At 65.2% G+C, this 20,874-nt stretch carries 18 protein-coding genes and 2 pseudogenes; 8 read left to right on the top strand and 12 right to left on the bottom strand.

What is annotated here, in order from left to right; all coding sequences use genetic code 11:
* Positions 1 to 192 precede the first annotated feature (192 nt).
* Both C3F42_RS00220 and C3F42_RS00215 read left to right on the top strand, forming a co-directional pair.
* The gene (locus tag C3F42_RS00220) at positions 193 to 951 is read left to right on the top strand and encodes an RHS repeat-associated core domain-containing protein (protein WP_244891351.1); all 759 of its coding nucleotides are present in this window, start codon (positions 193 to 195) and stop codon (positions 949 to 951) included.
* Positions 952 to 1,086: 135 nt separating this feature from the next.
* Entirely contained in the window at positions 1,087 to 1,404 is a 318-nt protein-coding gene (locus tag C3F42_RS00215; RefSeq protein WP_038706253.1) for a DUF2388 domain-containing protein, read from the top strand.
* Positions 1,405 to 1,445: 41 nt separating this feature from the next.
* Here the strand turns inward: C3F42_RS00215 and C3F42_RS00210 are convergent, their stop codons facing one another.
* The 4 genes and pseudogenes from C3F42_RS00210 to C3F42_RS00195 form a co-directional block, all read right to left on the bottom strand.
* Positions 1,446 to 2,381, bottom strand: coding sequence for a 5'-nucleotidase (locus tag C3F42_RS00210; protein ID WP_094012530.1), 936 nt, complete (start codon positions 2,379 to 2,381; stop codon positions 1,446 to 1,448).
* Between the two features lie 41 nt (positions 2,382 to 2,422).
* Complete coding sequence (locus C3F42_RS00205) at positions 2,423 to 3,121, bottom strand: MOSC domain-containing protein (protein ID WP_094012531.1); 699 nt, start codon at positions 3,119 to 3,121, stop codon at positions 2,423 to 2,425.
* A 135-nt stretch (positions 3,122 to 3,256) separates the two neighbouring features.
* Positions 3,257 to 3,526 carry a hypothetical protein gene (locus tag C3F42_RS00200; protein ID WP_094012532.1) on the bottom strand — a complete coding sequence of 90 codons (270 nt, stop codon included), beginning with the start codon at positions 3,524 to 3,526 and terminating at the stop codon, positions 3,257 to 3,259.
* A 101-nt stretch (positions 3,527 to 3,627) separates the two neighbouring features.
* Positions 3,628 to 3,894 (bottom strand): annotated as a pseudogene (locus tag C3F42_RS00195) (LysR substrate-binding domain-containing protein); the annotation flags it as partial.
* Here C3F42_RS00195 and C3F42_RS29195 point away from each other — a divergent pair.
* The gene (locus C3F42_RS29195; protein ID WP_158659504.1) at positions 3,826 to 3,969 is read left to right on the top strand and encodes a hypothetical protein; all 144 of its coding nucleotides are present in this window, start codon (positions 3,826 to 3,828) and stop codon (positions 3,967 to 3,969) included. The pseudogene C3F42_RS00195 and the gene C3F42_RS29195 sit on opposite strands and share 69 nt — an antisense overlap.
* Positions 3,970 to 4,102: 133 nt before the next feature.
* On the opposite strand, the gene C3F42_RS00190 is transcribed toward C3F42_RS29195, so the two are convergent.
* The 3 genes and pseudogenes from C3F42_RS00190 to C3F42_RS00180 form a co-directional block, all read right to left on the bottom strand.
* The gene (locus tag C3F42_RS00190; protein WP_094012533.1) at positions 4,103 to 5,494 is read right to left on the bottom strand and encodes an aspartate aminotransferase family protein; all 1,392 of its coding nucleotides are present in this window, start codon (positions 5,492 to 5,494) and stop codon (positions 4,103 to 4,105) included.
* A gap of 22 nt (positions 5,495 to 5,516) precedes the next feature.
* Positions 5,517 to 7,007, bottom strand: a complete 1,491-nt coding sequence (locus C3F42_RS00185) for an aldehyde dehydrogenase (RefSeq protein WP_094012534.1) — start codon at positions 7,005 to 7,007, stop codon at positions 5,517 to 5,519.
* A gap of 66 nt (positions 7,008 to 7,073) precedes the next feature.
* Positions 7,074 to 7,921 (bottom strand): annotated as a pseudogene (locus C3F42_RS00180) (LuxR C-terminal-related transcriptional regulator).
* Between the two features lie 318 nt (positions 7,922 to 8,239).
* Here C3F42_RS00180 and C3F42_RS00175 point away from each other — a divergent pair.
* The 3 genes from C3F42_RS00175 to C3F42_RS00165 all read left to right on the top strand — a co-directional run bounded on the left by C3F42_RS00175 (position 8,240) and on the right by C3F42_RS00165 (position 11,191).
* Complete coding sequence (locus C3F42_RS00175; protein WP_094012536.1) at positions 8,240 to 9,310, top strand: enoyl-CoA hydratase/isomerase family protein; 1,071 nt, start codon at positions 8,240 to 8,242, stop codon at positions 9,308 to 9,310.
* Positions 9,311 to 9,326: 16 nt separating this feature from the next.
* Positions 9,327 to 10,478, top strand: a complete 1,152-nt coding sequence (locus C3F42_RS00170; RefSeq protein ID WP_038706259.1) for an acyl-CoA dehydrogenase family protein — start codon at positions 9,327 to 9,329, stop codon at positions 10,476 to 10,478.
* Between the two features lie 155 nt (positions 10,479 to 10,633).
* A complete protein-coding gene (locus C3F42_RS00165) occupies positions 10,634 to 11,191 on the top strand; it encodes a TetR/AcrR family transcriptional regulator (protein ID WP_104443762.1) in 558 nt (185 codons plus the stop codon).
* 12 nt (positions 11,192 to 11,203) lie between these two features.
* Here C3F42_RS00165 and C3F42_RS00160 read toward each other — a convergent pair whose 3' ends face one another.
* The 5 genes from C3F42_RS00160 to peaA form a co-directional block, all read right to left on the bottom strand.
* The gene (locus C3F42_RS00160) at positions 11,204 to 12,886 is read right to left on the bottom strand and encodes an AMP-binding protein (protein WP_094012538.1); all 1,683 of its coding nucleotides are present in this window, start codon (positions 12,884 to 12,886) and stop codon (positions 11,204 to 11,206) included.
* A gap of 108 nt (positions 12,887 to 12,994) precedes the next feature.
* Positions 12,995 to 14,116, bottom strand: coding sequence for a quinohemoprotein amine dehydrogenase subunit beta (gene peaD, locus C3F42_RS00155; RefSeq protein ID WP_104443761.1), 1,122 nt, complete (start codon positions 14,114 to 14,116; stop codon positions 12,995 to 12,997).
* 19 nt (positions 14,117 to 14,135) lie between these two features.
* A complete protein-coding gene (qhpC, locus tag C3F42_RS00150) occupies positions 14,136 to 14,459 on the bottom strand; it encodes a quinohemoprotein amine dehydrogenase subunit gamma (RefSeq protein WP_094012540.1) in 324 nt (107 codons plus the stop codon).
* 1 nt (position 14,460) lies between these two features.
* Complete coding sequence (gene peaB, locus C3F42_RS00145) at positions 14,461 to 15,891, bottom strand: quinohemoprotein amine dehydrogenase maturation protein (RefSeq protein ID WP_104443760.1); 1,431 nt, start codon at positions 15,889 to 15,891, stop codon at positions 14,461 to 14,463.
* Positions 15,892 to 15,927: 36 nt separating this feature from the next.
* The gene (gene peaA / locus C3F42_RS00140; RefSeq protein WP_104443759.1) at positions 15,928 to 17,493 is read right to left on the bottom strand and encodes a quinohemoprotein amine dehydrogenase subunit alpha; all 1,566 of its coding nucleotides are present in this window, start codon (positions 17,491 to 17,493) and stop codon (positions 15,928 to 15,930) included.
* A 482-nt stretch (positions 17,494 to 17,975) separates the two neighbouring features.
* Between peaA and C3F42_RS00135 the strand changes: the two genes are divergently transcribed.
* The gene (locus C3F42_RS00135) at positions 17,976 to 19,469 is read left to right on the top strand and encodes an aldehyde dehydrogenase (protein ID WP_038706262.1); all 1,494 of its coding nucleotides are present in this window, start codon (positions 17,976 to 17,978) and stop codon (positions 19,467 to 19,469) included.
* Positions 19,470 to 19,559: 90 nt separating this feature from the next.
* Entirely contained in the window at positions 19,560 to 20,873 is a 1,314-nt protein-coding gene (locus C3F42_RS00130) for a hypothetical protein (RefSeq protein WP_104443758.1), read from the top strand.
* Position 20,874: the final 1 nt, after the last annotated feature.

The raw sequence follows: 20,874 nt of genomic DNA, 5'->3' as shown, positions 1-20,874 counted from the left end.
ACACCCATTGGGCAAGTTATCACCCCTCAATGAGAATTGCAGCCTACCGCTTTTTTTCATCCATCGAGACAGCTAGCCATCCGCATTCTTTCACACACGCAATCCTGAATGTCTTACCTGTCAATTCTGCTAGTTGCCAATCAGCCGCGACGAAGGCAAGGTCATATCGACACGTTCCCTTTAGGCGCGCTGATGAAAAAACCAGAAACCATCCGAGTCATGCGAGCAATGCTCGCTACTGATGCGCTAGGTTCGATCTTGTGCAATCAGACCGTGCAGGATATTCATAGGTTGGCGTACTCAGTTTATGGCTATGATCCAATCGCCGTCTTGCACTCCTCGCAGCTAGGCTTCAGTGGGCAAGCACGTGAGCCTAATGGCTTGTACTCGCTCGGCAATGGATACCGATTCTACAGCACCCTCCTGATGCGTTTTGTTTCACCCGATGACCTCAGCCCATTCTCCAGGGGAGGAATCAACACCTATGGATATTGCGAGGCCGACCCCGTAAACGCTTCAGACAAGACCGGACACTCAAGGACCCTTCTAATAGAACGGTTCAAGATAATAAAACGCCAACCACAAACCACCGTAGTACCTGTGGGGAAAAACAAGTTCAAACTCCACACATGGCAGCCAAAAAGCACATTCAGCCATGAGGTTATCGAACTGCAATCAGCATTCGCGAATCAGGGAGCCCCAAGGTATTTAAAGAGCATCGACAGGCTTAACTTTGACATAAACATGCAGCAAATTGCATCCTTGAAATTCGCGCTTTCATCAAAAATGCGTGTCGACATCCCCACAGTAGAAAGCACTATCAAGCATCTTGAGAGCATTAATGAGACCTACCTCGCAAGAGGAGCGGAGCTCTTGCGCCAGGCTGCTGACAGCGACGACCTAACTACCTACTTCAAGGGTGAGCCCAGGACGACTCCTGGCAGCAGTTGATTGCAGACGCTTTCTGCGTAGTAGCCTGCCTCTCGTTGTCATACCCGAGCCCACCGATTGAACTCTCATCCCACAGCAGGGTTCTTAACATCATGCAGTAACACCCTTGGGCATCACCTTTCCGGAGGACTCGCCATGCGCCACTTACTGCTCGTTCCCTCGCTGCTGCTCCTGCTCCCTGCCGGTGCCGCCCTGGCCCGCGTCGATGCCGGGGACGTCGCGACCTCGGCGGGGGTTTCCGCCTCGCTGTACTCGACCTTCAAGGACGACAAACGGATCATCCCGGCCCGCGACGAGCTGTCGGCCTTTGTCGCCAGCGGCGGTGCCATTCGCGGGGCCTATCTGGAAGCGGCGCTGGCCGAGGTGCGCCGGGCCAATCCGGGGCTGCAGGCCAGTGACGAAGAGCTGGCCCAAGCGTTGCTGTCGCAGGATGACAGGTTGGCGGATCACTGACGGACCAGGGCGACCTGGCGCCGCTTGCGCGGCGCCAATGGTCAGCCCGCCCGGTTGGTCACGCCGAACGGGATATGCACCGACGGCACCACCGTGCTGGTCCTCTTAAGGTGCCCGGACTGGTCATCGAAGAAGATGTGCGGCTTGAGCACCTGCAATACCCTGCGCTTCTCGATGCCGCCCAGGAAAAACGCGTCGTTGGCCATCACCCCCCAGCTTTTCAGGGTATTGAGCGCCCGCTCGTGTGAAGGCGCGTTGCGCGCGGTGACGATCGACACCCGCAGGCGGTTCTCGTAACTGGGATTGGCCAGCTTGTGCTGTTCCTCGGCCGCCTGGATGCGGGCAATGCGCACGAAGAACTCCTTGAGCGGGCCGGGATTGTGCGGCTGGGTGACATTGATCACTTCATGGGCGTGGAAACTGCCCAGGCCGCCCGACTGCATCACTGCCTCGGACTCATCGCCGGCCAGCACACCGTCGAAGTCGAAGGCTATGCGCAGATTGTCGTCGCTTTCATCGTCGTCGAACTTCGAATCCAACACCTGCCCCGCGGGGTAGCCGGCCTTGATCGCGGCGTCCACGTGCTGCTTGTCGGCGGACAGGAACAACGCGATGTTCAACGCCGGGATGTACTCATACGGCGAACGGCCTTGGGTGAAGATTGCCCGGGTCATGTTCAGGCCGTAGTGACCGATGGTCTTCATCACCCGCATTCCGGTGTCCGGGTCGTTCTGCGACAGCAACACCACCTCCACCAGCGGGTCCTCTGGATCACCGCGCAGGTCATTAAGTGCCAGCAGGCGCTTGATGAAGGGATAGGCGATGCCCTTGCCCAGCGGCACGTCCAGGTGCTGCTCCTGGTACTTGCGGTATTGCGCCTCGCCGTCGCGACGGAACACGGCGTCCGACTCGCTCAGGTCGAACACGGCGCTGGAAGCGACACCGATGACCAGGCGATCATCCAGTTCGAAGGCCATGGGGCATTCCTTGTGTGGGTAAATGTTGTGCGCAATGCCGTTCAGCTTTCGCTGCGGCCTTGCAGGCGTGAAGTCCAGTCCTCGACCTGGCGTTGCTCCAGGCGTTTTTCCAGGGTGCGACGCCAGTTCGGCACCAGCGGCAGTTCCAGGCATTCACGCAACAGGCCGGGCTCCAGCTGCTTGTCGAACAGCACCGCCGAAAGCCGCGCCACCGACCACTGGCCATAGGGCCGCTCGACCAGTTGCAGGGCATCGCCCGCCTGTACCTCGCCCTCCTCCAGCACCCGGTAGTACCAGCCGGTGCGCCCGCTCTGCTGCACCCGCAGCGCCATCTGCGCCACGTCGAAACGGTCGTTGAGCTTCCAGCACGGCATGCGCCCCTGGGAGACTTCCAGCAACACCGTGCCAACGCGGATACGGTCGCCCAGGCACACATCGGTCTCGCGCCAGCCGCTGCTGCTGAAGTTCTCGCCGAAGGCACCGGGCCGGGTCAGCAAGGGATGTTCGCCGAGTTCAGCGACCCAGTCAGGGTAGTGATCGCGGGGATAATGGTGGATGGCCTTCTCAACGCCGCCGTGCACGCGCAGATCGCCCTGCTCGTCACCGACGATACCGAGCAAGGTCACCTGCAAGGGGCCCTGGCGGGGTTGCTTGTCGATGGCGCTGAGGGAACCTGGGCGGGTGAATGGCCGGGCGCTGCCGGTGAGCAGGCTGTCCAGGCGCGGACTGGGCGAGGTCATGCGGCGGGGCTCGTTAGAAGGACCGGGAGAGCTTACACCAGAGCCCATGAGAGGCCCAACCGGCCGATTGCCGGGGCTGGCCTCCAAGCCCGCTCCTGCTGGAGCGGACTTGTCCCCGAGAGGTCTCGACAGCGCCTACTTGCCCCGCGCCTTGTTGTAGATCGTCTTGGCACGGTCGGCCGAGGCCTGGCAAGTGGTCATGTCGCCTTTGGCCTGGGCGGCCTTGGCCTGCTCGAGCAGCTTGTGGTAATCGGCGGCCATGCCGCCATGCAAGGCCTGGCCATCGCTCTTGCTGATGTATTCCAGGTCCTTGATCTTGGCATCGCAGTTGGTGGCCGGGTCATCCTCGGCGTGGGCGGCGAAGCTCAGTACGCAAGTGATCACTAGCAGTGTCATGGATTTCATGGAGTGTTCTCCTGGGAAACAACCTGACTGCCGGAACATCCGCCGGCCAGTTGGCCGACGCAGCACAGAGCATAGTCCGCCAAGGTCGCCGCCACAGGGCTTCAGCCCAACGGTAGACCCACCTCGGCCACCAGGAAGTCGATGAACACGCGGACGTTAAGCGGCATGTGCCGGGCCTGGGGATACACCAGCATGAACGGCCGCGACGTGCCGCCATATCCGGCCAGCACCTCCACCAGCTCGCCGCTGTCCAGGGCGTCCTGCACGGTGAACCGGTAGGCCTGCATCAGGCGGCCGCCGTGACGCACCAGGGTGGTGGTGGCGAGAAAGTCGCCCAGGCAGGTAAAGGCACCCTGGGCTTCCAGCTCGCCCGTCGCTGGCGCGACGGTGACGGTGCTGCGCCAGCGCGAACGTCGCTGAAACCATCACGGGCGAAAGGGTAATGTCTGTCAGTTCGCGTCACTGGGGCTGCTACGCAACCCATCGCCGGCAAGCCGGCTCCCACAGGTACAGCGCAGAGCTCACGAATTGCGCGACCCCTGTGGGAGCCGGCTTGCCGGCGATGGGCCCCGGGTTTCAGCCGCGGCCCACCGATCGCGCCACACGGTCCACCGCGATACGCGTCTTTTCCACCAGTTCGTCCAGCTCGCCACGGCTGGCCACCAGGGCCGGGGCCATGATCATTCGCCCCAAAGTGGAGCGGATGATCACTCCTTCCTCGAAACCAAAGGTGCGGCACTGCCAGGCCAGGTCGTTCTCGTTGGCGAAGCGCTTGCGCGTGGCCTTGTCCTCGGCGAACTGTAAGGCTGCCACCAGGCCGGTGCCCTGTACTTCACCGATCAACGGGTGATCGGCGAACACCTCGCGCAGGATACGCTGCAGGTACGGGCCGGTGTCGTCCTTGACCCGGCGCACGATACCCTCGTCGCGCAGGGCCTTGAGGTTGGCGATGGCCACCGCCGCCGCCACCGGGTGGCCGGAATAGGTCAGGCCGTGGGCGAACACCCCGCCCCGCTCCACCAAAGCCTCGGCGATACGCTTGCTCAGCACCAAACCGCCCATGGGCACGTAGCCGCTGGTCAGGCCCTTGGCGATGGACAGGGTATCCGGCTCGAAGCCGAAGTGCTGGTGGGCGAACCATTCGCCGGTGCGGCCGAACCCACCGATAACCTCGTCGGCGCACAGCAGCACGTCGTACTGGCGGCAGATGCGCTGGATCTCCGGCCAGTAGCTCTCGGGCGGGAAAATCATGCCGCCGGCGCCCTGGAACGGCTCGGCGATGAAACCTGCGACATTCTCGGCGCCCAGTTCGAGGATCTTCTCTTCCAGTTGCAAGGCGCAACGGCGGCCGAATTCCGCCGGAGTCAGCTCGCCACCGGCGGCGAACCAGTACGGTTCATCGATATGCGCCACATCCGGGATCAACCCGCCCATCTCGTGCATGAACTTCATGCCGCCCAGCGCCGTGGCCGCCAGGGTCGAGCCGTGGTAGCCGTTCCAGCGGCCGATCATGATCTTCTTGCGCGGCTGGCCGACCACCTGCCAGTAGCGACGCACGGTGCGAATCAGCACCTCGTTGGCCTCGGAGCCGGAGTTGGTGTAGATGGCGTGGCTGTAGTGGCCGGGCAGCAGGCTGAACAGCAGCTCGGACAGCTCGATCACCGCTGGGTGGGTGGTGTGGAAGAACATGTTGTAGTACGGCAGCTGGTCCATCTGTGCGGCGGCGGCGGCGGTCAGGTCCTTGCGGCCATAGCCGAGCTGGGTGCACCACAGGCCGGACATGCCGTCCAGGTAGCGGCGGCCGTCGTTGTCCCACAGGTACAGGCCCTCGCCGCGAATGATGACCCTTGGTCCCTCGGCGTTGAGCGCCTTCTGGTCGAGGAAGGCGTGGATGTGGTGGGCGGCGTCGCCAGCCTGGTAGTCGCGGGTATCGCGTTTGCCGGTCGTCGGGGTGATGGGTGCGTTCATTGTTGTTCTCCTCGGGTGAATGTCAGCGCAGCTGGATCCAGGTGGTCTTGAGCTGGGTGTACTTGTCGAACGAATGCAACGAGAGGTCGCGGCCGAAACCGGACTGGCGCCCGCCGCCGAAGGGCACGGTCACGTCCAGGGCGTCGACGGTGTTGACCGACACCGTGCCGGCCCTGAGCCGCCTGGCCACGCGGTGGGCGCGGTTGAGATCGTCGCTCCACACCGACGCGGCCAGGCCATAGACGCTGTCGTTGGCAAGGGCGATGGCCTCTTCCTCATCGTCAAAGGCGCTGACCGCCAGCACCGGGCCGAAGATTTCGTCGCGGGCCAGGGCCATGTCCTGGCGTACGTCGCTGAAGATCGTCGGCGTGATGAAGTTGCGCGAGCCGTTCACGCTCAGGCGCTCGCCGCCGCAGCGCAGACGCGCGCCCTGCTCCCGGGCCTGGCCGATGGCGGCCTCGACTCGCGCGGTCTGCGTGGCATCGACGATGGCGCCGGCACGGCTGGCCGGGTCCAGCGGGTCGCCCGGTAGCCATTCGCGGGCCTGGCGCAGCAGACGCTCGACGAATTCGTCGTGGATCGAGCGCTGCACATACAGCCGCGAATTGGCCGAGCACACCTCGCCCTGGTTGAAGAAGATGCCGAACGCGGCCTTCTGCGCCGCCAGGTCGAGGTCGCGGCAGTCGTCGAACACCAGGTTCGGGCTCTTGCCGCCGCATTCGAGCCACACCTGCTTGAGGTTCGACTGCGCCGAATACTGCATGAAGTACTTGCCCACCTGGGTGGAGCCGGTGAACACCAGGCAGTCCACGTCCGGGTGCAGGCCCAAAGCCCGGCCAGCGGTTTCGCCCAGGCCCGGTACCACGTTGAGCACCCCCTCCGGCAACCCGGCCTCCAGGGCCAGCTCGGCCAGGCGCAGGGCCGAGAACGGCGACTGCTCGGCGGGCTTGAGCACCACGCTGTTACCTGCGGCGAGCGCCGGGGCGACCTTCCAGGCGGCCATGTCCAGCGGGAAGTTCCACGGCACCACCGCACCGACCACGCCCAACGCCTCGCGGCTGATCATCGCCACCGCGCTGGCGGCGGTCGGCGCGACCTGGTCATAGAGCTTGTCCAGCGCCTCGCCATACCAGGCGAACACCTGGGCCGCGCCGGGCACATCGATGCTGTAGGCATCCATCACCGGCTTGCCCATGTTCAGCGAGTCGAGCAGCGCCAGTTCCTCGCGGTGGGCCAGCATCAACTCGGCCAGGCGCAGCAGCACGCGCTTGCGCTCGGCCGGCGCCATGCGCGCCCAGGGTCCATGCTCGAAGGCACGGCGGGCGGCGCGCACCGCCTGGTCGATCTCGCTGTCGGCGCAGGCGGCGACCTGGGCCAGGCACTGCTCGGTCGCCGGGTTGATGGCGGCGAAGGTGGCGCCGTCGCGGGCCACCACCGGGCGTCCGTCGATCAACGCGGTGGTGATGAAGCTTTGCCGCGCGGCGCGCTGCAGCCAATCGCTTTTCGTATGCACGCAGGTCTCCCCTCCGGCCACACGCGGGCCGGTGATTGTCGTTGTCTGGATGAGGTGAAGCGGTGGTCAGCGCCGTCGCAGGTAGCGTTCCAGCGGGTCCTTGCTCAAGCCTTCCTGGGCCTGGGTCAGCGAGGCGATGAACAGCGAGAACAGCTCGGCCTGGGTGGCGATATCGAGCTTGGCGTAGAGGTTCTTGCGGTGGGTCTTGACCGTGTCTTCGCTGATGCCCAGGCGCTCGGCCAGCGAACGCGTGGAATGGCCGCGCAGCAGGTACTGGGCAATATGGCACTCACGCTCGGTGAGCAAGGACGAGCCGAAGTTGTTCAGCGCGGCGTTGATCTGCCGCCCCAGCGCGCTTTCGAAGCGCCCGCCCAGGGCGTCGGCATCCAGCTGCCCCCAGTGGCGGCGCACCACCGCCACCACCCAGGCGGCGACGCACTTGAGCTCGGCCACCTGGCGACTGCCCAGGCGTCGGGTACTGCCCAGGGCCACTGCGATGGTCAGTTGGGCGTCCAGCGGCACCAGGTAGTTGAGTTCGTCCTCCAGGTGCGCGTGCTGGTAGAACGAGGTGTAGTACTCGCTGCGCTTGAAGTGGTCGGGGGCGACATCGCTCAGGCGATAGCAACCGGCGGGCACTCCGTCCATGCAGGCGCGGTAGAACGGGCACAACAGGTAGTAGCCTTCGAGGTACTTCTGCACGTTGCCCTCGGGCAGCCAGGGCCCCTCGTCGTCCTTGGCGAACAGCGCCGACGGCAGGCCCTTGCGCGGATACAGGAACACGGTGATGGCCTGGCACGCTGCAGCTGGTTGAGCGCGGCGAACAGTGCCTCGACGAAGCCTGGGGTGCCGATGGCGTCGACCACACGGGCCATCTGCGCATACCAGTCGGGCGAATTCAGCTGGGCATTGCTCATTATTGTCTTCCCCGCCAGGGTGAGTGCTGGCCGGGATTGTTTCATGGGGGGACGGAGGCGGCTATCACCCTTCGGGGTGAGAGGCGACCGTCGTTCAACCTGTAGCGACGCCATCGCGTGGCAAGCTCCGCTCCTACAGGTAACCGGTAGTTGCTACAGTGGCTGCCTCGACCAAGAGCGCGCGTGACGACAAAAATGCACGGCAGCCCTGCAGATTTGCCAATTGTGCAAGGTAAATTTGCATGACAGGATCGACCGATCCGCTCGCGCACTCCAGGACTTCACTTGGAAAATCAATAACAAAGCAGGGAGACCGCGATGACCGCGCACGCTCAATCCTCGGCAACGGATCAGGTACTGGCCGAGGTCCGCAACCACATTGGCCACCTCACCCTCAACCGTCCCGCCGGCCTCAACGCCCTGACCCTGGACATGGTGCGCAGCCTGCAGCATCACCTCGACCAATGGGCGCAGGATCCGCAGGTGCAGGCCGTGATGCTGCGTGGCGAGGGCCCCAAGGGTTTCTGCGCCGGCGGCGACATCCGCTCGCTGCACGACAGCTTCAAGGCCGGCGAAAAACTGCACGAGGAGTTCTTCGTCGAGGAGTATGCCCTGGACCTGTGCCTGCACCGCTACCGCAAGCCGGTGCTGGTATTGATGGACGGCTTCACCCTCGGCGGCGGCATGGGCCTGGCCCAGGGCTGCGACCTGCGCATCGTCACCGAGCGCAGCCGCCTGGGAATGCCGGAGGTGGGTATCGGCTACTTCCCGGACGTCGGCGGCAGCTACTTCCTGTCCCGCGTGCCCGGCGAGCTGGGCATCTACCTGGGTGTCAGCGGCACGCAAATCAAGGCCGCCGACGCCCTGTACTGCGGCCTCGCCGACTGGTACCTGGACAGCGCCAGGCTGGCCGCGCTGGATGACGGCCTGGACCGCCTGGTGTTCGGCGAGCACCCGCTCAAGGACCTGCAGGGCCTGCTGGCCAAGCTCGGCACCCAGGTGCTCGAAGACGCCCCGCTGGCGCGCCTGCGCCCGGTGATTGACCACTTCTTCGCCCTGCCCGACTTGCCCAGCATCATCGAACAGCTGCGCGCCGTGACCATCGGCGACAGCCACCCGTGGGCGCTGGAGACTGCCGCCCTGCTGGAAACCCGCTCGCCGCTGGCCATGGCCGTGACCCTGGAGCTGCTGCGCCGTGGCCGCCACCTGAGCCTGGAAGACTGTTTCGCCATGGAACTGCACATCGACCGCCAGTGGTTCGAGTACGGCGACATCATCGAGGGCGTGCGCGCCCTGATCATCGACAAGGACAAGCAGCCGCGCTGGAACCCGCCGACCCTGGGCGAACTCACCGCGCAGCGCGTCGACCAATTCTTCGAAGGCCTGTGAGCCCGGGAGTACACAGATGCAAGACCTGGAACTGAGCGAAGAACAGATCATGATCCGCGACATGGCGCGCGATTTCGCCCGCGGCGAGATCGCCCCCCATGCCCAAGCCTGGGAGAAAGCCGCCTGGATCGATGACGACGTGGTACGCAAGATGGGCGAGCTGGGCCTGCTCGGCATGGTGGTGCCGGAGGACTTCGGCGGCAGCTACACCGACTACGTCGCCTATGCCCTGGCAGTCGAGGAGATCGCCGCCGGCGACGGCGCCATCGGGGCGCTGATGAGCATCCACAACTCGGTGGGCTGTGGCCCGTTGCTGGCCTACGGCACGCCCGAACAACAGCAGGCCTGGCTGCCGCCACTGGCCAGCGGCGAGGTGATCGGCTGCTTCTGCCTGACCGAGCCCCAGGCCGGCTCCGAGGCCCACAACCTGCGCACCCGCGCCGAACTGGTCGATGGCCAGTGGGTGATCAATGGCGCCAAGCAGTTCGTCAGCAATGCCCGCCGCGCCAAGCTGGCCATCGTCTTCGCCGTGACCGACCCGGAGCTGGGCAAGAAAGGCCTCTCGGCGTTCCTGGTGCCCACCGACAACCCTGGGTTCAAGGTCGACCGCAGCGAACACAAGATGGGCATCCGCGCCTCCGACACCTGCGCGGTGACCCTGGACAACTGCCGCATCCCGGCCGCCAACCTGCTCGGCGAACGCGGCAAGGGCCTGGCCATCGCCCTGTCCAACCTCGAAGGCGGGCGCATCGGCATCGCCGCCCAGGCCCTGGGTATCGCCCGCGCAGCCTTCGAGGCGGCACTGACCTACTCCCGCGAGCGCATCCAGTTCGGCAAGCCGATCAACGAGCACCAGAGCATCGCCAACCTGCTGGCCGACATGCAGGTGCAGATCAACGCCAGCCGCCTGCTGATCCTGCACGCCGCGCGTCTGCGCAGCGCGGGCAAGCCTTGCCTGTCGGAGGCCTCCCAGGCCAAGCTGTTCGCCTCCGAGATGGCCGAGCGGGTCTGCTCGATGGCGATCCAGGTGCATGGCGGCTACGGCTACCTCGAAGACTACCCGGTGGAGAAGTACTATCGGGATGCGCGGATCACCCAGATATACGAGGGGTCCAGCGAGATCCAGCGCATGCTGATCGCCCGTGAACTGAAGCATTATCCGATCTGACGTACCCATCGTCGGTCAAGCCCGCTCCACGGTGGAGCAGGCTTGACCGACGATGAATGATTCAATCCATGAGATTTATTCGTCTCATATGATACAGTGATGGATCTTTCGTCTCTTTTCGCCTGCCCGACAGCCGAACCCCGACTGAGGTCCCTATGCGCAGATCCCTCCAAGAAGAACGCCTGCTCAAGGCGCTGGCCCATGCCATTGTCGTCCATCCCCGCGCCACCTTGAAAGAGCTGGCGGAAACCGCCGGGGTCAGCAAGGCCACCCTGCACCGCTTCTGCGGCACCCGCGAAAATCTGGTGAACCTGCTCGAGGACCACGGCGAGCACGTACTCAACCAGGTCATCCAGGAAGCGGACCTGGAGCGCACCGAACCCTTGGTCGGCATTCGCCACCTGATCGCCGAACACCTCAAGCACCGCGAAATGCTGGTGTTCCTGATGTTCCAGTACCGCCCCGGCACTCTGCTCAACAACGCCGAGGACTTGCGCTGGCAGGCCTACACCCAGGCCATGGACGCGTTCTTCCTGCGTGCCCAGCAACTGGGCGTGCTGCGCATCGACATCAGCGCGGCGGTGTTCACCGAAATGTTCATGACCATGATCTACGGCATGGTCGATGCCGAGCGCCGCGGCCGCGCCGCCAGCGCCAACACCGCGCAGACCTTGGAGCAGCTATTCCTCAATGGCGCGCGGGCCCAGGCCTGAAGCTGAGGGCGTCTACCGCCCCTGCTCGCCCGCCAGCGCCTCGATGCTGATCTCGCGCATCCTGAACTTCTGCACCTTGCCGGTCACCGTCATGGGGAATTCATCGACGAAGCGGAAATGGCGTGGCACCTTGAAATGCGCGATGCGCGCCCGCGCCCATTCACGCAGTTCTTCCTCGCCCAGGGCCTGCCCCGGGTGCAGGCGAATCCAGGCGACGATCTCCTCGCCATAGCGGCTGCAGGGGATGCCGATCACCTGCACGTCGGCCACCGCCGGGTGGGTGAAGAAGAACTCCTCCAGCTCCCGCGGATAGATGTTTTCGCCACCGCGGATGATCATGTCCTTGCTGCGCCCGACGATGCACACGTAGCCCTGTTCGTCCATCACCGCCAGGTCGCCGGTGTGCATCCAGCCCTCGGCGTCGATGCTCTCGGCGGTGGCCTTGGGGTTGTCCCAGTAGCCGAGCATCACACTGTAGCCGCGGGTGCACAGCTCGCCGATCTCGCCGCGTGCCAGGGTGGTGCCTACGCTGTCGATCACCTTGCTCTGCAGCCACGGCTGGGTGCGGCCAACACTGGTCACCCGGCGCTCCAGGTCGTCGGCGGCGCCGGTCTGCAACGACACCGGGCTGGTCTCGGTCATGCCGTAGGCGATCTGCACCTCGCCCATGTGCATTTCGTCGATCACCCGGCGCATCACCTCGATCGGGCAGGTGGCGCCAGCCATGATCCCGGTGCGCAGGCTGGACAGGTCGAATTCATGGCGACGCGGGTGGTCGAGTTCGGCGATGAACATGGTCGGCACGCCGTACAGGGCAGTGGCGCGTTCTTCGGCCACGGCCTGCAGGGTGAGCAGCGGATCGAAGGCGTCATTGGGGTAGATCAGGGTGCTGCCGTGGGTCATGCAGCCGAGGTTGGCCATGACCATGCCAAAGCAGTGGTACAGCGGCACCGGTACCACCAGCCGGTCATGCTCGGTCAATCCGAGGCTTTCACCGACCATGTAGCCGTTATTGAGGATGTTGTGGTGGCTGAGGGTCGCGCCCTTGGGAAACCCGGTAGTGCCGGAGGTGTACTGGATGTTGATCGGCGCGTGCTGGTGCAGGCTGGCCTGGCGCGTGGCGAGTTGCCCGGGGGCGGTTTCACCGGCACGGGCCTGCAACGCCGACCAGGCCAGCAAGCCACCAGGTGGCGTGGCCGCCAGGCTGATGACCCCGCGTAACGCTGGCAGGCGCGCGCTTTGCAGCTCGCCCGCTCGGCAGGCGCGAAGTTCGGGCACCAGATCCAGCAGCATGGCGTGGTAGTCAGAGGTCTTGAAGGCGTCGGCGCAGATCACCCACTGGCAGGCCGACTGGCCCAGGGCGTATTCCAGTTCGCTGCTGCGGTAGGCCGGGTTGATGTTGACCAGGATCGCACCGATCTTGGCGCTGGCGAACTGGGTGATGCACCATTCGGCGCAGTTGGGCGCCCAGATCCCTAAGCGGTCGCCGACCTGCACGCCCAGGGCCATCAGCGCGCGGGCGTGCTGGTTGACCGCATCGGCCAGCTGCCGCCAGGTGTAGCGCAACTGCTGATGGCGGACGATCAGCGCCTCGCGGTCGGGGAAGCGGGCGACGGTGGTGTCGAAGGCGTCGCCGATGCACAAGTTGAGCAAGGGAATGGCGTTGCTGCCTACGGTGTGGCTGGGCTGTGGCATGGGCTGTCTCGTGTCTTTGTTTTGCCTGACGTGGCCCTATCGCGGGCCAAGCCCGCTCCCACCGGTCCAGTGTGGTCGGCGTGGGAGCGGGCTTGCCCCGCGATGGCGTTAGCGAACGAACACCTGCGGCGTGGTGGTCGACATGTCGCCACCGGGCAGTTTGATGTTTCCCACCTTCTCCAGTGTATTGGGGTCGAACACCGCCAGGTCGTTGAACGTTCCGCCCAGGTAGAGCTTGTCGCCGGCCTTGTCGAAGGTCACGCAGTAGTAGGTATGGTCCAGGTTGGCGGCCTTGACCAGCTTCTTCTGCGCGATGTCGTAGCGGGCCAGGCGATTGAGCACGCCGTACATCTGATTCGGGTCCTTCGGCGAGCGCAGGCCGGTGAAGTACAGCTCGGTCAGCTCGGCGAACTCCTGGGTATGGGCCTTACCGGTCTTCAGGTCGATACTCAGGTAGCCGTACAGCGGCTCGGCGGTGGCCGGGTCCTGCTTGGCATCCTTGAACCTGGCGATGGTGTAGAGCATCGAGAACTCGTGCAACGAGCTCTGGTGCGGCCAGAAGTACAGCACGTCCGGCGCGCTGTAGCCCGGGCGGTTCCAGCTGCGCAGCGGCAGTGCGACGGTGTATTTGCCGGTGTTGACGTCCAGCTTGTAGATGTCCGGCCCGGCCACATAGAGACTGCCGTCGGCGGCGGCGCGCATCAGGTACACCTGGCGCGGCATCGGGAAGCTGCGCACGGGCTTGGCATCCAGGCCGTCGCCGGTGCGGAACACCTCCAGGCGCGGCGGCTTGACCACATAGTGGTCGTTCAGGCGCTGGCTGGGGTTGACCGTGGCGTACACCTCCTTGCCGTCGGGGCTGATGGCGAAGGAGTACATGGCCTTGCCGACCTCGCCCGGCACGCTGGACAGGTTGGCGTGGAAGGTGGTCTTGCAGCTGTCCAGGTCGATGCCATAGATATCGGCGAAGTGGTTGTTGAGCACGTAGGCGGTGCGGTTGTCCGGCGCCATCATCGCCGTGCCGGGGCCGAACGAATCGGGCATGCGGCAGGTCTTGTACAGCGTGTCGCTGGCCACCTCGACCACGTGCAGGTTATTCGGGTAGTTGGTGGCGATCAGGTATTCATGGCCGGCCTTCAGGGCCTTGCCTGCGTCGTCGGCCTGGGCCGCCCAGGCGCAGACAGTGGCGGCGACGGTGAGCGCGAGTTGCGCGCAGAATCCAGGTTTCATGCGGTTTCCCCTTGTCGTTCTATTTGTCTTTCGGGAATACGGTGCCGAGGTTGCGCCAGTCTTCGGCGGAGTTGGTCGCCTGGGCGTTCCAGTCCTGGTAGGTGCTCATCATGTCCGGCACCTGGGCTGGCCACCAGCAAGGGTCGGAGCAACCGTAAAGATCGGCCTCCATCGGCTGGCACAGCGAGCTGACGCCACCGAAGGCGTCCACTTCCCAGCCCGGGTCGGTGGTGGCGGTGCAGCCGGCCACGGCGCTCATCGCCAGCACGTCCTCGACGCGATCTTCGGCGGCCGCCTGCTCGAGGATGCGCGCCTTGTTGTTCAGCGGTTTGAGGTGCTTCATGTCAGTGCGCCTTCCGGGGAGTGATATAGCGATCGATGAAGGCCGGGTTGGCGGCCATGATGCGGCTGTAGACCTCGATGCCGAAGTCGACCCAGTCGCGCATCAGCTCGCAATAGTGGTAGGTCGGATGCTGCGGGTCGCCGTAGCGGGCGTAGCTTTCGTGGTAGCAACCGCCGGAACACAGGTTGCGGATGCGGCAGCTGTCGCAGCCGGTGCCGCTGCGGTCCAGGCGCTGCGAGAGAAAATCGTTGAGCTGCGCCTGCTTCACGCCCTGGTGCACATTGCCGAAGGTCGGCAGGCTGGAGCCGGTGAAGCGGTGGCACAGGTTCAACTCGCCCTCGTGGTCCACTGCCAGCATCTTCAACCCGGCACCGCATGGCAGGGCCTTCTTGTGGCCTTCGTGAATGTCGGTGATCAGCTGGTGCAGGTTGGAGAAACCGATGTTGCGGTGCGCCAGCGCCGCCTCCAGATAACGCCGGCCGAGGGCCTTCATGTTGGCGAACACCTGTACCAGCTCGTCGCCGCTGAGGTTGAAGTCGGCCATGTCACCGGAGGTCACCGGGGCGAACCCCACCTCGGCGAAGCCCATCTCGTTGAACAGGTGGTTCCAGATGGTCTCGACATCGGTGATGCCACGGGTCAGCGTCACCCGCGCCCCCACCGGCCGGCTGCGGTAGCGCGACAGCAGCATGTCGGCCTTGCGCCGCACCACGTCGTAGGTGCCCTGCCCGCCCACGGTGATGCGGTTGCGGTCGTGCACGGTCTTGGGCCCGTCGATGCTGATCGACAGGCCGAAGCGGTGGGCATCGAGCCAGTCGATGATCTCTTCGGTGAGCAGCGTGGCATTGGTGGTCATGATGAACTCGACCTGCTTGCCCGCCTCGGCGAAGCGTCGCTCGCAGTACGCCACCATGTGCTCGATCAACGCCCGGTTGGACAGCGGCTCGCCGCCGAAGAACACCACGCTGTAGCGCTCCTCGTTCGGCGACTCCTTGAGCAGCATCTCCACCGAGGCTTCGGCGGTGGCGCTGTTCATCTTCTTGCCGGCGGAGGGCTTGTCGAGGTCCTCCTTGTAGCAGTACGTGCAGCTGAGGTTGCAGCCGGTGTTGACGTTGAGCACCACGGTGTTCAGCGCGGTGCGCTCGACCTGTTTCAGGGCGATTTCCGGGGTCAGCGGCGAGCCGTCGCTGACCACTTCCAGGGCGATCAGCTCGCGCAGGGTTTCCTCGATGTCCTGGCCGTCGAACTGCTGGCCGAGCTGCTGCAGCAGCTCCTCGGCGGAGCAGCCCTGGCGGCGCAGGGTGTCGATGATGCCGCCGGTCACCGCGTCGGTGGCGAACAGCGAACTGCTGGGGATATGGAACAGCATGCGGTCGGCATCGACCTGCACTTCGTGCAGGTTGCGTTCGACCAGGTTCAGTAGTGCGCCCATGGCGACCTCCCGATAAGCAATTGGTCAGGTTGATGCCTATGGCAGCGGCGGATTGTTCCAGCGCTGCACGGTGACGATCATGTGGCCCTCGCCCTGCTGGCCACCGTCGGCGAGGGTGGCGATCACCTTCAGGTTGCCGGCGTTGTTGGTCATCATCTTGCGCTCGGGGTTGGGCCCTGCCCCGCCCGGCACGAACACGCCGTCGGCCTGCATCTGCCCGGCGAACCTGACGTCCTCGTCCTCGACCGCCCGTTCGTTGAACGGCTCGACTTTCCAGGTGGCCGGCAGGTAACCGATGCGCAGCGGCTGGCCACTGGCGTCCTTGCCCCAGGCTTCAGCCTCGAAGCGACCTTGCACCTTCGGCACCGAGGCGCCGTTCTCGCCGATGCGGGCAATGGAGAACGCCGGCACCACCTTGACCTTATCGACCTTGTCGTACACCGCCAGTTGCACGCCCTTGAGCGCGCCCACCGCCACCTCGCGGGGGCCGGCGGCGGCATCCTTGGCGGCCCGTGCCTTGACCCGGATCAGCGTCGGCGTCGACTCCAGCACTTCGGTCACCTGCACGCCCGCGCCCAGGTCGGGCTTGCCGGAAAGGTCGCTGCCCACCAGGGTGATCTCGCTGTCGCTGCCGGTCTTGATGAACGCCGGCTGCACCGCCAGCAGGCGCCCCTGCCCGGCCTTCGCCGCACTGAAGTCCAGGCCGCGCTCGTCGTGCTCGGCCTCGAACATGCGGCCCTTCATCTGCCCGTCGATGGCGGCGAACACCTGGCGCAGGTTGGCCTCGCCGACCTTGACATTGCCGCGCCATTCGTAGCCGTTGTAGAGGATCGCCGAGCCGCTGCCATTGAACGGCGTGCCGTCGGCGTAGGCGCCCTTGACCTCGACCTTGAAGGTGTCGCCCTGCTCGGCGCTCACCGTCATCACCCCACGCACGTCACCCTTGGCCAGCATATGGCCGCTGAACGCCCATTGCCCGGCCAGGACCTTGGACTCGGGCCGGGCCTTGAGCCACTCGGCCCAGGCCGGGTTGTCGAGGGGGAAGCGCTTGGCCAGGTCGGGCACCATCTGCTTGAGGGCGATGTCCAGCCAGTCGCGGTCGCGGGCCTGGGCCTGGTATTCGAGGGACGGCCATTGGCCGAGGTGGAAGTTGACCAGGTGCTCCCACTCCTTGGCCGGGCGCCGTTGCAGGGCGACCCGGGCGCCGGAGTGGCAACGCCCGCACATCTGGCTGAGCTGGTCGTCGAAGTGTTCGACGGTATTGAGCCGGCGCTCCATGGCATAGCGCACACCGTCGGTCTCGCTGGGCGCCAGGCCCTGCTTGTCGGCCAGGTACTTGACCAGGGTACGGCGGTCGTCGTCGCTGATCGAAAGGCCATGCATCACCTGCATGCGGGCGATGCTCATCAGCCAGCCCTCGGGGGTCTTGCGCTGGTGGCTGATGCGGCTGTAGCTGTCGTTGCCTTCGGGGATATGGCACCCCATGCACTTGTTCTGCAACAGGCTCGGGCCCTGCTCGGCCGCCATGGCCTGGGCGGACAGCAGTGCGGTGGCGACCAGCGCCAGTGTGCCCGCCTGCCGCCGGAGTCGAGTCGTCTTCAAGGTCAGACCTCCACGGTATCGTTCTTATCGTTATTCGCACGCTGCGGTGTGCATCTGACAGTAGCGATACAGGAAGTGTGCCAATTGCGGCAAATATGTTGTGCATCAACGATTTGAACGCTGAGCAGGGGCAAACCCCAGCAGCGCAGGCTGTGGCCGAACGTGCCATTTCGCGACGAGGTGTTTCACCTTGAGACACGGGGCGTGCTGCGCATGCCATCGCTGGCAAGCAAGCTCCCACAGGGATCTAGCCAGCTTCGAGAGCAACGCCGCCTGTGGGAGCCGGCTTGCCGGCGATTGGCCCGCACAGCGGTCCGTTTCATCTGCGTCTCACACAGTCTCAATGTGCAACAGGTCAAGCCTCCCTGACTGCATGCCATGTAATGCGAAAACCACATGTATCAAGGGTTGTGAACGCGTTGAACGGCTTGGCACGCCCATTGCCCTGCCCTGGTCACAACCATGACAAGAGGCACCGCCCCATGCATTCCGAACTGCCGATCCTGCCCGCCACCCGTGCCTTCCTCGCACGCCAGCTGAAGATGCGCATTGGCGCCGACTGGCAGGACGCCGCCAGCGGCCGCACCATGACCTTGCGCAACCCGGCCAGTGGCGAGGTCCTCGCCGAGGTGCCCGCGGCCGAGGCACAGGATGTCGACCGGGCCGTGCAGGCCGCCCGCCAGGCGTTCGAACACTCGGCCTGGAGCCGGATGCGTCCGCGCGAGCGACAGAACCTGCTGTGGCGCCTGGCCGACCTGATGCAGCGCGATGCCCAGGAGCTGGCCGAGCTGGAATGCCTGAACAACGGCAAGAGTGCCGCCGTGGCCCAAGTGATGGACGTGCAACTGGCCATCGACTTCCTGCGCTACATGGCCGGTTGGGCGACCAAGCTCGAAGGCAGCACGGTCGAGCCGTCGCTGCCGCTGATGCCCAATGACGACTTCCACGCGTTCGTGCGCCGCGAGGCGGTGGGCGTGGTCGGTGCCATCGTCGCCTGGAATTTCCCGCTGCTGCTGGCCTGTTGGAAGCTCGGCCCGGCGCTGGCCACCGGCTGCACGGTGGTGCTCAAGCCTGCCGACGAAACCCCGCTGACCGCCCTCAAGCTCGCCGAACTGGTAAGCGAGGCCGGCTATCCGGACGGCGTGTTCAACGTGATCACCGGCACCGGGCTGAACGCCGGTGCCGCGCTGAGCCGCCACCCGGGCGTGGACAAGCTGACCTTCACCGGCTCCACCGAAGTCGGCAAGCTGATCGGCAAGGCCGCCATGGACAACATGACCCGCGTCACCCTCGAACTGGGCGGCAAGTCGCCGACCATCGTCCTGCCCGACGCCAACCTGCAGGAGGCCGCCGCCGGAGCCGCCACGGCGATCTTCTTCAACCAGGGCCAGGTGTGCTGCGCCGGCTCCCGGCTGTATGTGCAGCGCAAGCACTTCGACAACGTGGTGGCCGATATCGCCGGCATCGCCAATGCGATGAAACTGGGCAACGGCCTGGACCCTAGCGTGCAGATGGGCCCGCTGATCTCGGCCCGGCAGCAGGAGCGGGTGACCGGCTACATTGACCTGGGTCGCGAGTTGGGCGCGACCATCGCCTGCGGCGGCGAAGGCTTCGGCCCGGGCTACTTCGTCAAGCCGACGGTGATCGTCGATGTCGACCAGCGCCACCGCCTGGTGCAGGAGGAAATCTTCGGCCCGGTGCTGGTGGCCATGCCATTCGACGACCTCGACGAGGTGGTGGGCCTGGCCAACGACAACCCCTACGGTCTGGGCGCGAGCATCTGGTCCAACGACCTGGCCGCGGTGCACCGGATGATTCCGCGGATCAAGTCCGGGTCGGTGTGGGTGAACTGTCACAGCGCGCTGGACCCGGCGCTGCCGTTCGGTGGCTACAAGCTCTCCGGCGTCGGCCGCGAGATGGGCGCGGCGGCGATCGAGCACTACACCGAGCTGAAGTCGGTGCTGATCAAGCTCTGATTCACCTGTGCCGGCCTCATCGCCTGACCGGCGATGTGACCCGGCCAGGCAATGAAAAAACCAGAAAACAACAAAAACATGGAGCACACCATGACGCACAAGCTCGCCTGCACGTTGGCCCTGCTGCTGGCCTCTCCCCTCACCCAGGCCCAAGAACTCTACAACCACGCCGGCACCACCCTGGACGCCAACCTCGAAGCGCTGTTCGGCGTGTTCCACAGCGACGAAAGCTTCGACCAGTTCGGCAACCGCCAGGCCGGTAGCAGCAACTGGCGCGAGGGCTACGTCAAGTACGGCCTGAGCGCCAGCCAGGCGCTGACCGGCAACGGCACGCTTTACGGCGCCTTCAGCCTGCTCAGTTCGGCCACCTGGGGCGATGGCGACGCCGCGGGTTTCACGCTCGGTGACGAACGTCGCACCGGCATCGAGGACGCTTACCTTGGATGGCGCTCGGGTACCCTGTTTCCGGCGCTTGGCGAAGACGGCATCGATCTCTCCGGCGGGCGCCAGGTCATCACCCTCGGCGACGGTTTCCTGATCCAGGGCGACCCGGTCAATGCCGGCAACGTCGACCTGGGCGCCGATTTCGACCGTGGCGGCGCCTACTACCTGGCGGCGCGCAAGGCGTTCGACCGCACCGCCGTGTTGCGTCTGGGCGGCAAGCAGGGTTGGCGCGGCGACCTGATGTGGCTCAAGTCCGACAACCCGTTCCAGGCCGACACCTCCATGGCGGTGGCCAACCTCGAGCATGTCGCCGACGCGGGCACCCTGGGCCTGAGCTGGATCCGCGGCCTGGATGTCGACCGCCGCTATGCCGAGATCCTTGGCCTGGAACACCGCGACGGCATGGACACGGTGAGCCTGCGCGGGCGTGGCAACCTGGGAGTGAAAGACCTCGAACTGGCCGCCGAGTATGTCACCCAGGATCGCACCGACGGGCGCGAGAACGCTTGGTACCTGGAGGGCAACTGGACCTTCTCCGGGCTGCCCTGGTCGCCCACCGCCACCTACCGCTACAGCCGCTTCTCGGAGCACTTCGACCCGCTGTTCTATGGCCTGAGCCGGGGCTATGGCACCTGGTTCCAGGGCGAGGTGGCGGCCAACTACGCCGGGCCATTCAACAGCAATACCCAGGTGCACCATGTGGCGCTCAAGGCCACGCCACGGGAGGGGCTGACCCTGGGCGCGCTGTACTTCGACTTCGACCCGCTCAGCACCGACCAGGGCAACCTGGGTGGGCGCGAGGTGGACCTGTATGTGGAGTGGATGGTCGACGAGCATTGGCTGATCAGCCCGCTGGTGGGGTTCTACACCCCGCAGCGCAGTGCGCAGGATGGCGGCGTGCAGTTGGGTGGCCGGGATAGCGGTGCCTACCTACAACTGGTGGTGGGGACATTCTTCTAAA

The organism is Pseudomonas sp. PONIH3, assembly GCF_002934345.1.
GTDB lineage: Bacteria > Pseudomonadota > Gammaproteobacteria > Pseudomonadales > Pseudomonadaceae > Aquipseudomonas > Aquipseudomonas soli.
This window is presented reverse-complemented; position numbering and strand designations above follow the sequence as displayed.

What these genes read in the sequence shown, in the direction of transcription:
- C3F42_RS00220 (WP_244891351.1), top strand. Translation starts at nt 193, where the DNA reads ATGAAAAAACCAGAAACCATCCGAGTCATGCGAGCAATGCTCGCTACT.
- C3F42_RS00215 (WP_038706253.1), top strand. Translation starts at nt 1,087, where the DNA reads ATGCGCCACTTACTGCTCGTTCCCTCGCTGCTGCTCCTGCTCCCTGCC.
- C3F42_RS00210 (WP_094012530.1), bottom strand. Translation starts at nt 2,381, where the DNA reads ATGGCCTTCGAACTGGATGATCGCCTGGTCATCGGTGTCGCTTCCAGC.
- C3F42_RS00205 (WP_094012531.1), bottom strand. Translation starts at nt 3,121, where the DNA reads ATGACCTCGCCCAGTCCGCGCCTGGACAGCCTGCTCACCGGCAGCGCC.
- C3F42_RS00200 (WP_094012532.1), bottom strand. Translation starts at nt 3,526, where the DNA reads ATGAAATCCATGACACTGCTAGTGATCACTTGCGTACTGAGCTTCGCC.
- C3F42_RS00190 (WP_094012533.1), bottom strand. Translation starts at nt 5,494, where the DNA reads ATGAACGCACCCATCACCCCGACGACCGGCAAACGCGATACCCGCGAC.
- C3F42_RS00175 (WP_094012536.1), top strand. Translation starts at nt 8,240, where the DNA reads ATGACCGCGCACGCTCAATCCTCGGCAACGGATCAGGTACTGGCCGAG.
- C3F42_RS00170 (WP_038706259.1), top strand. Translation starts at nt 9,327, where the DNA reads ATGCAAGACCTGGAACTGAGCGAAGAACAGATCATGATCCGCGACATG.
- C3F42_RS00165 (WP_104443762.1), top strand. Translation starts at nt 10,634, where the DNA reads ATGCGCAGATCCCTCCAAGAAGAACGCCTGCTCAAGGCGCTGGCCCAT.
- C3F42_RS00160 (WP_094012538.1), bottom strand. Translation starts at nt 12,886, where the DNA reads ATGCCACAGCCCAGCCACACCGTAGGCAGCAACGCCATTCCCTTGCTC.
- peaD (WP_104443761.1), bottom strand. Translation starts at nt 14,116, where the DNA reads ATGAAACCTGGATTCTGCGCGCAACTCGCGCTCACCGTCGCCGCCACT.
- qhpC (WP_094012540.1), bottom strand. Translation starts at nt 14,459, where the DNA reads ATGAAGCACCTCAAACCGCTGAACAACAAGGCGCGCATCCTCGAGCAG.
- peaB (WP_104443760.1), bottom strand. Translation starts at nt 15,891, where the DNA reads ATGGGCGCACTACTGAACCTGGTCGAACGCAACCTGCACGAAGTGCAG.
- C3F42_RS00135 (WP_038706262.1), top strand. Translation starts at nt 17,976, where the DNA reads ATGCATTCCGAACTGCCGATCCTGCCCGCCACCCGTGCCTTCCTCGCA.
- C3F42_RS00130 (WP_104443758.1), top strand. Translation starts at nt 19,560, where the DNA reads ATGACGCACAAGCTCGCCTGCACGTTGGCCCTGCTGCTGGCCTCTCCC.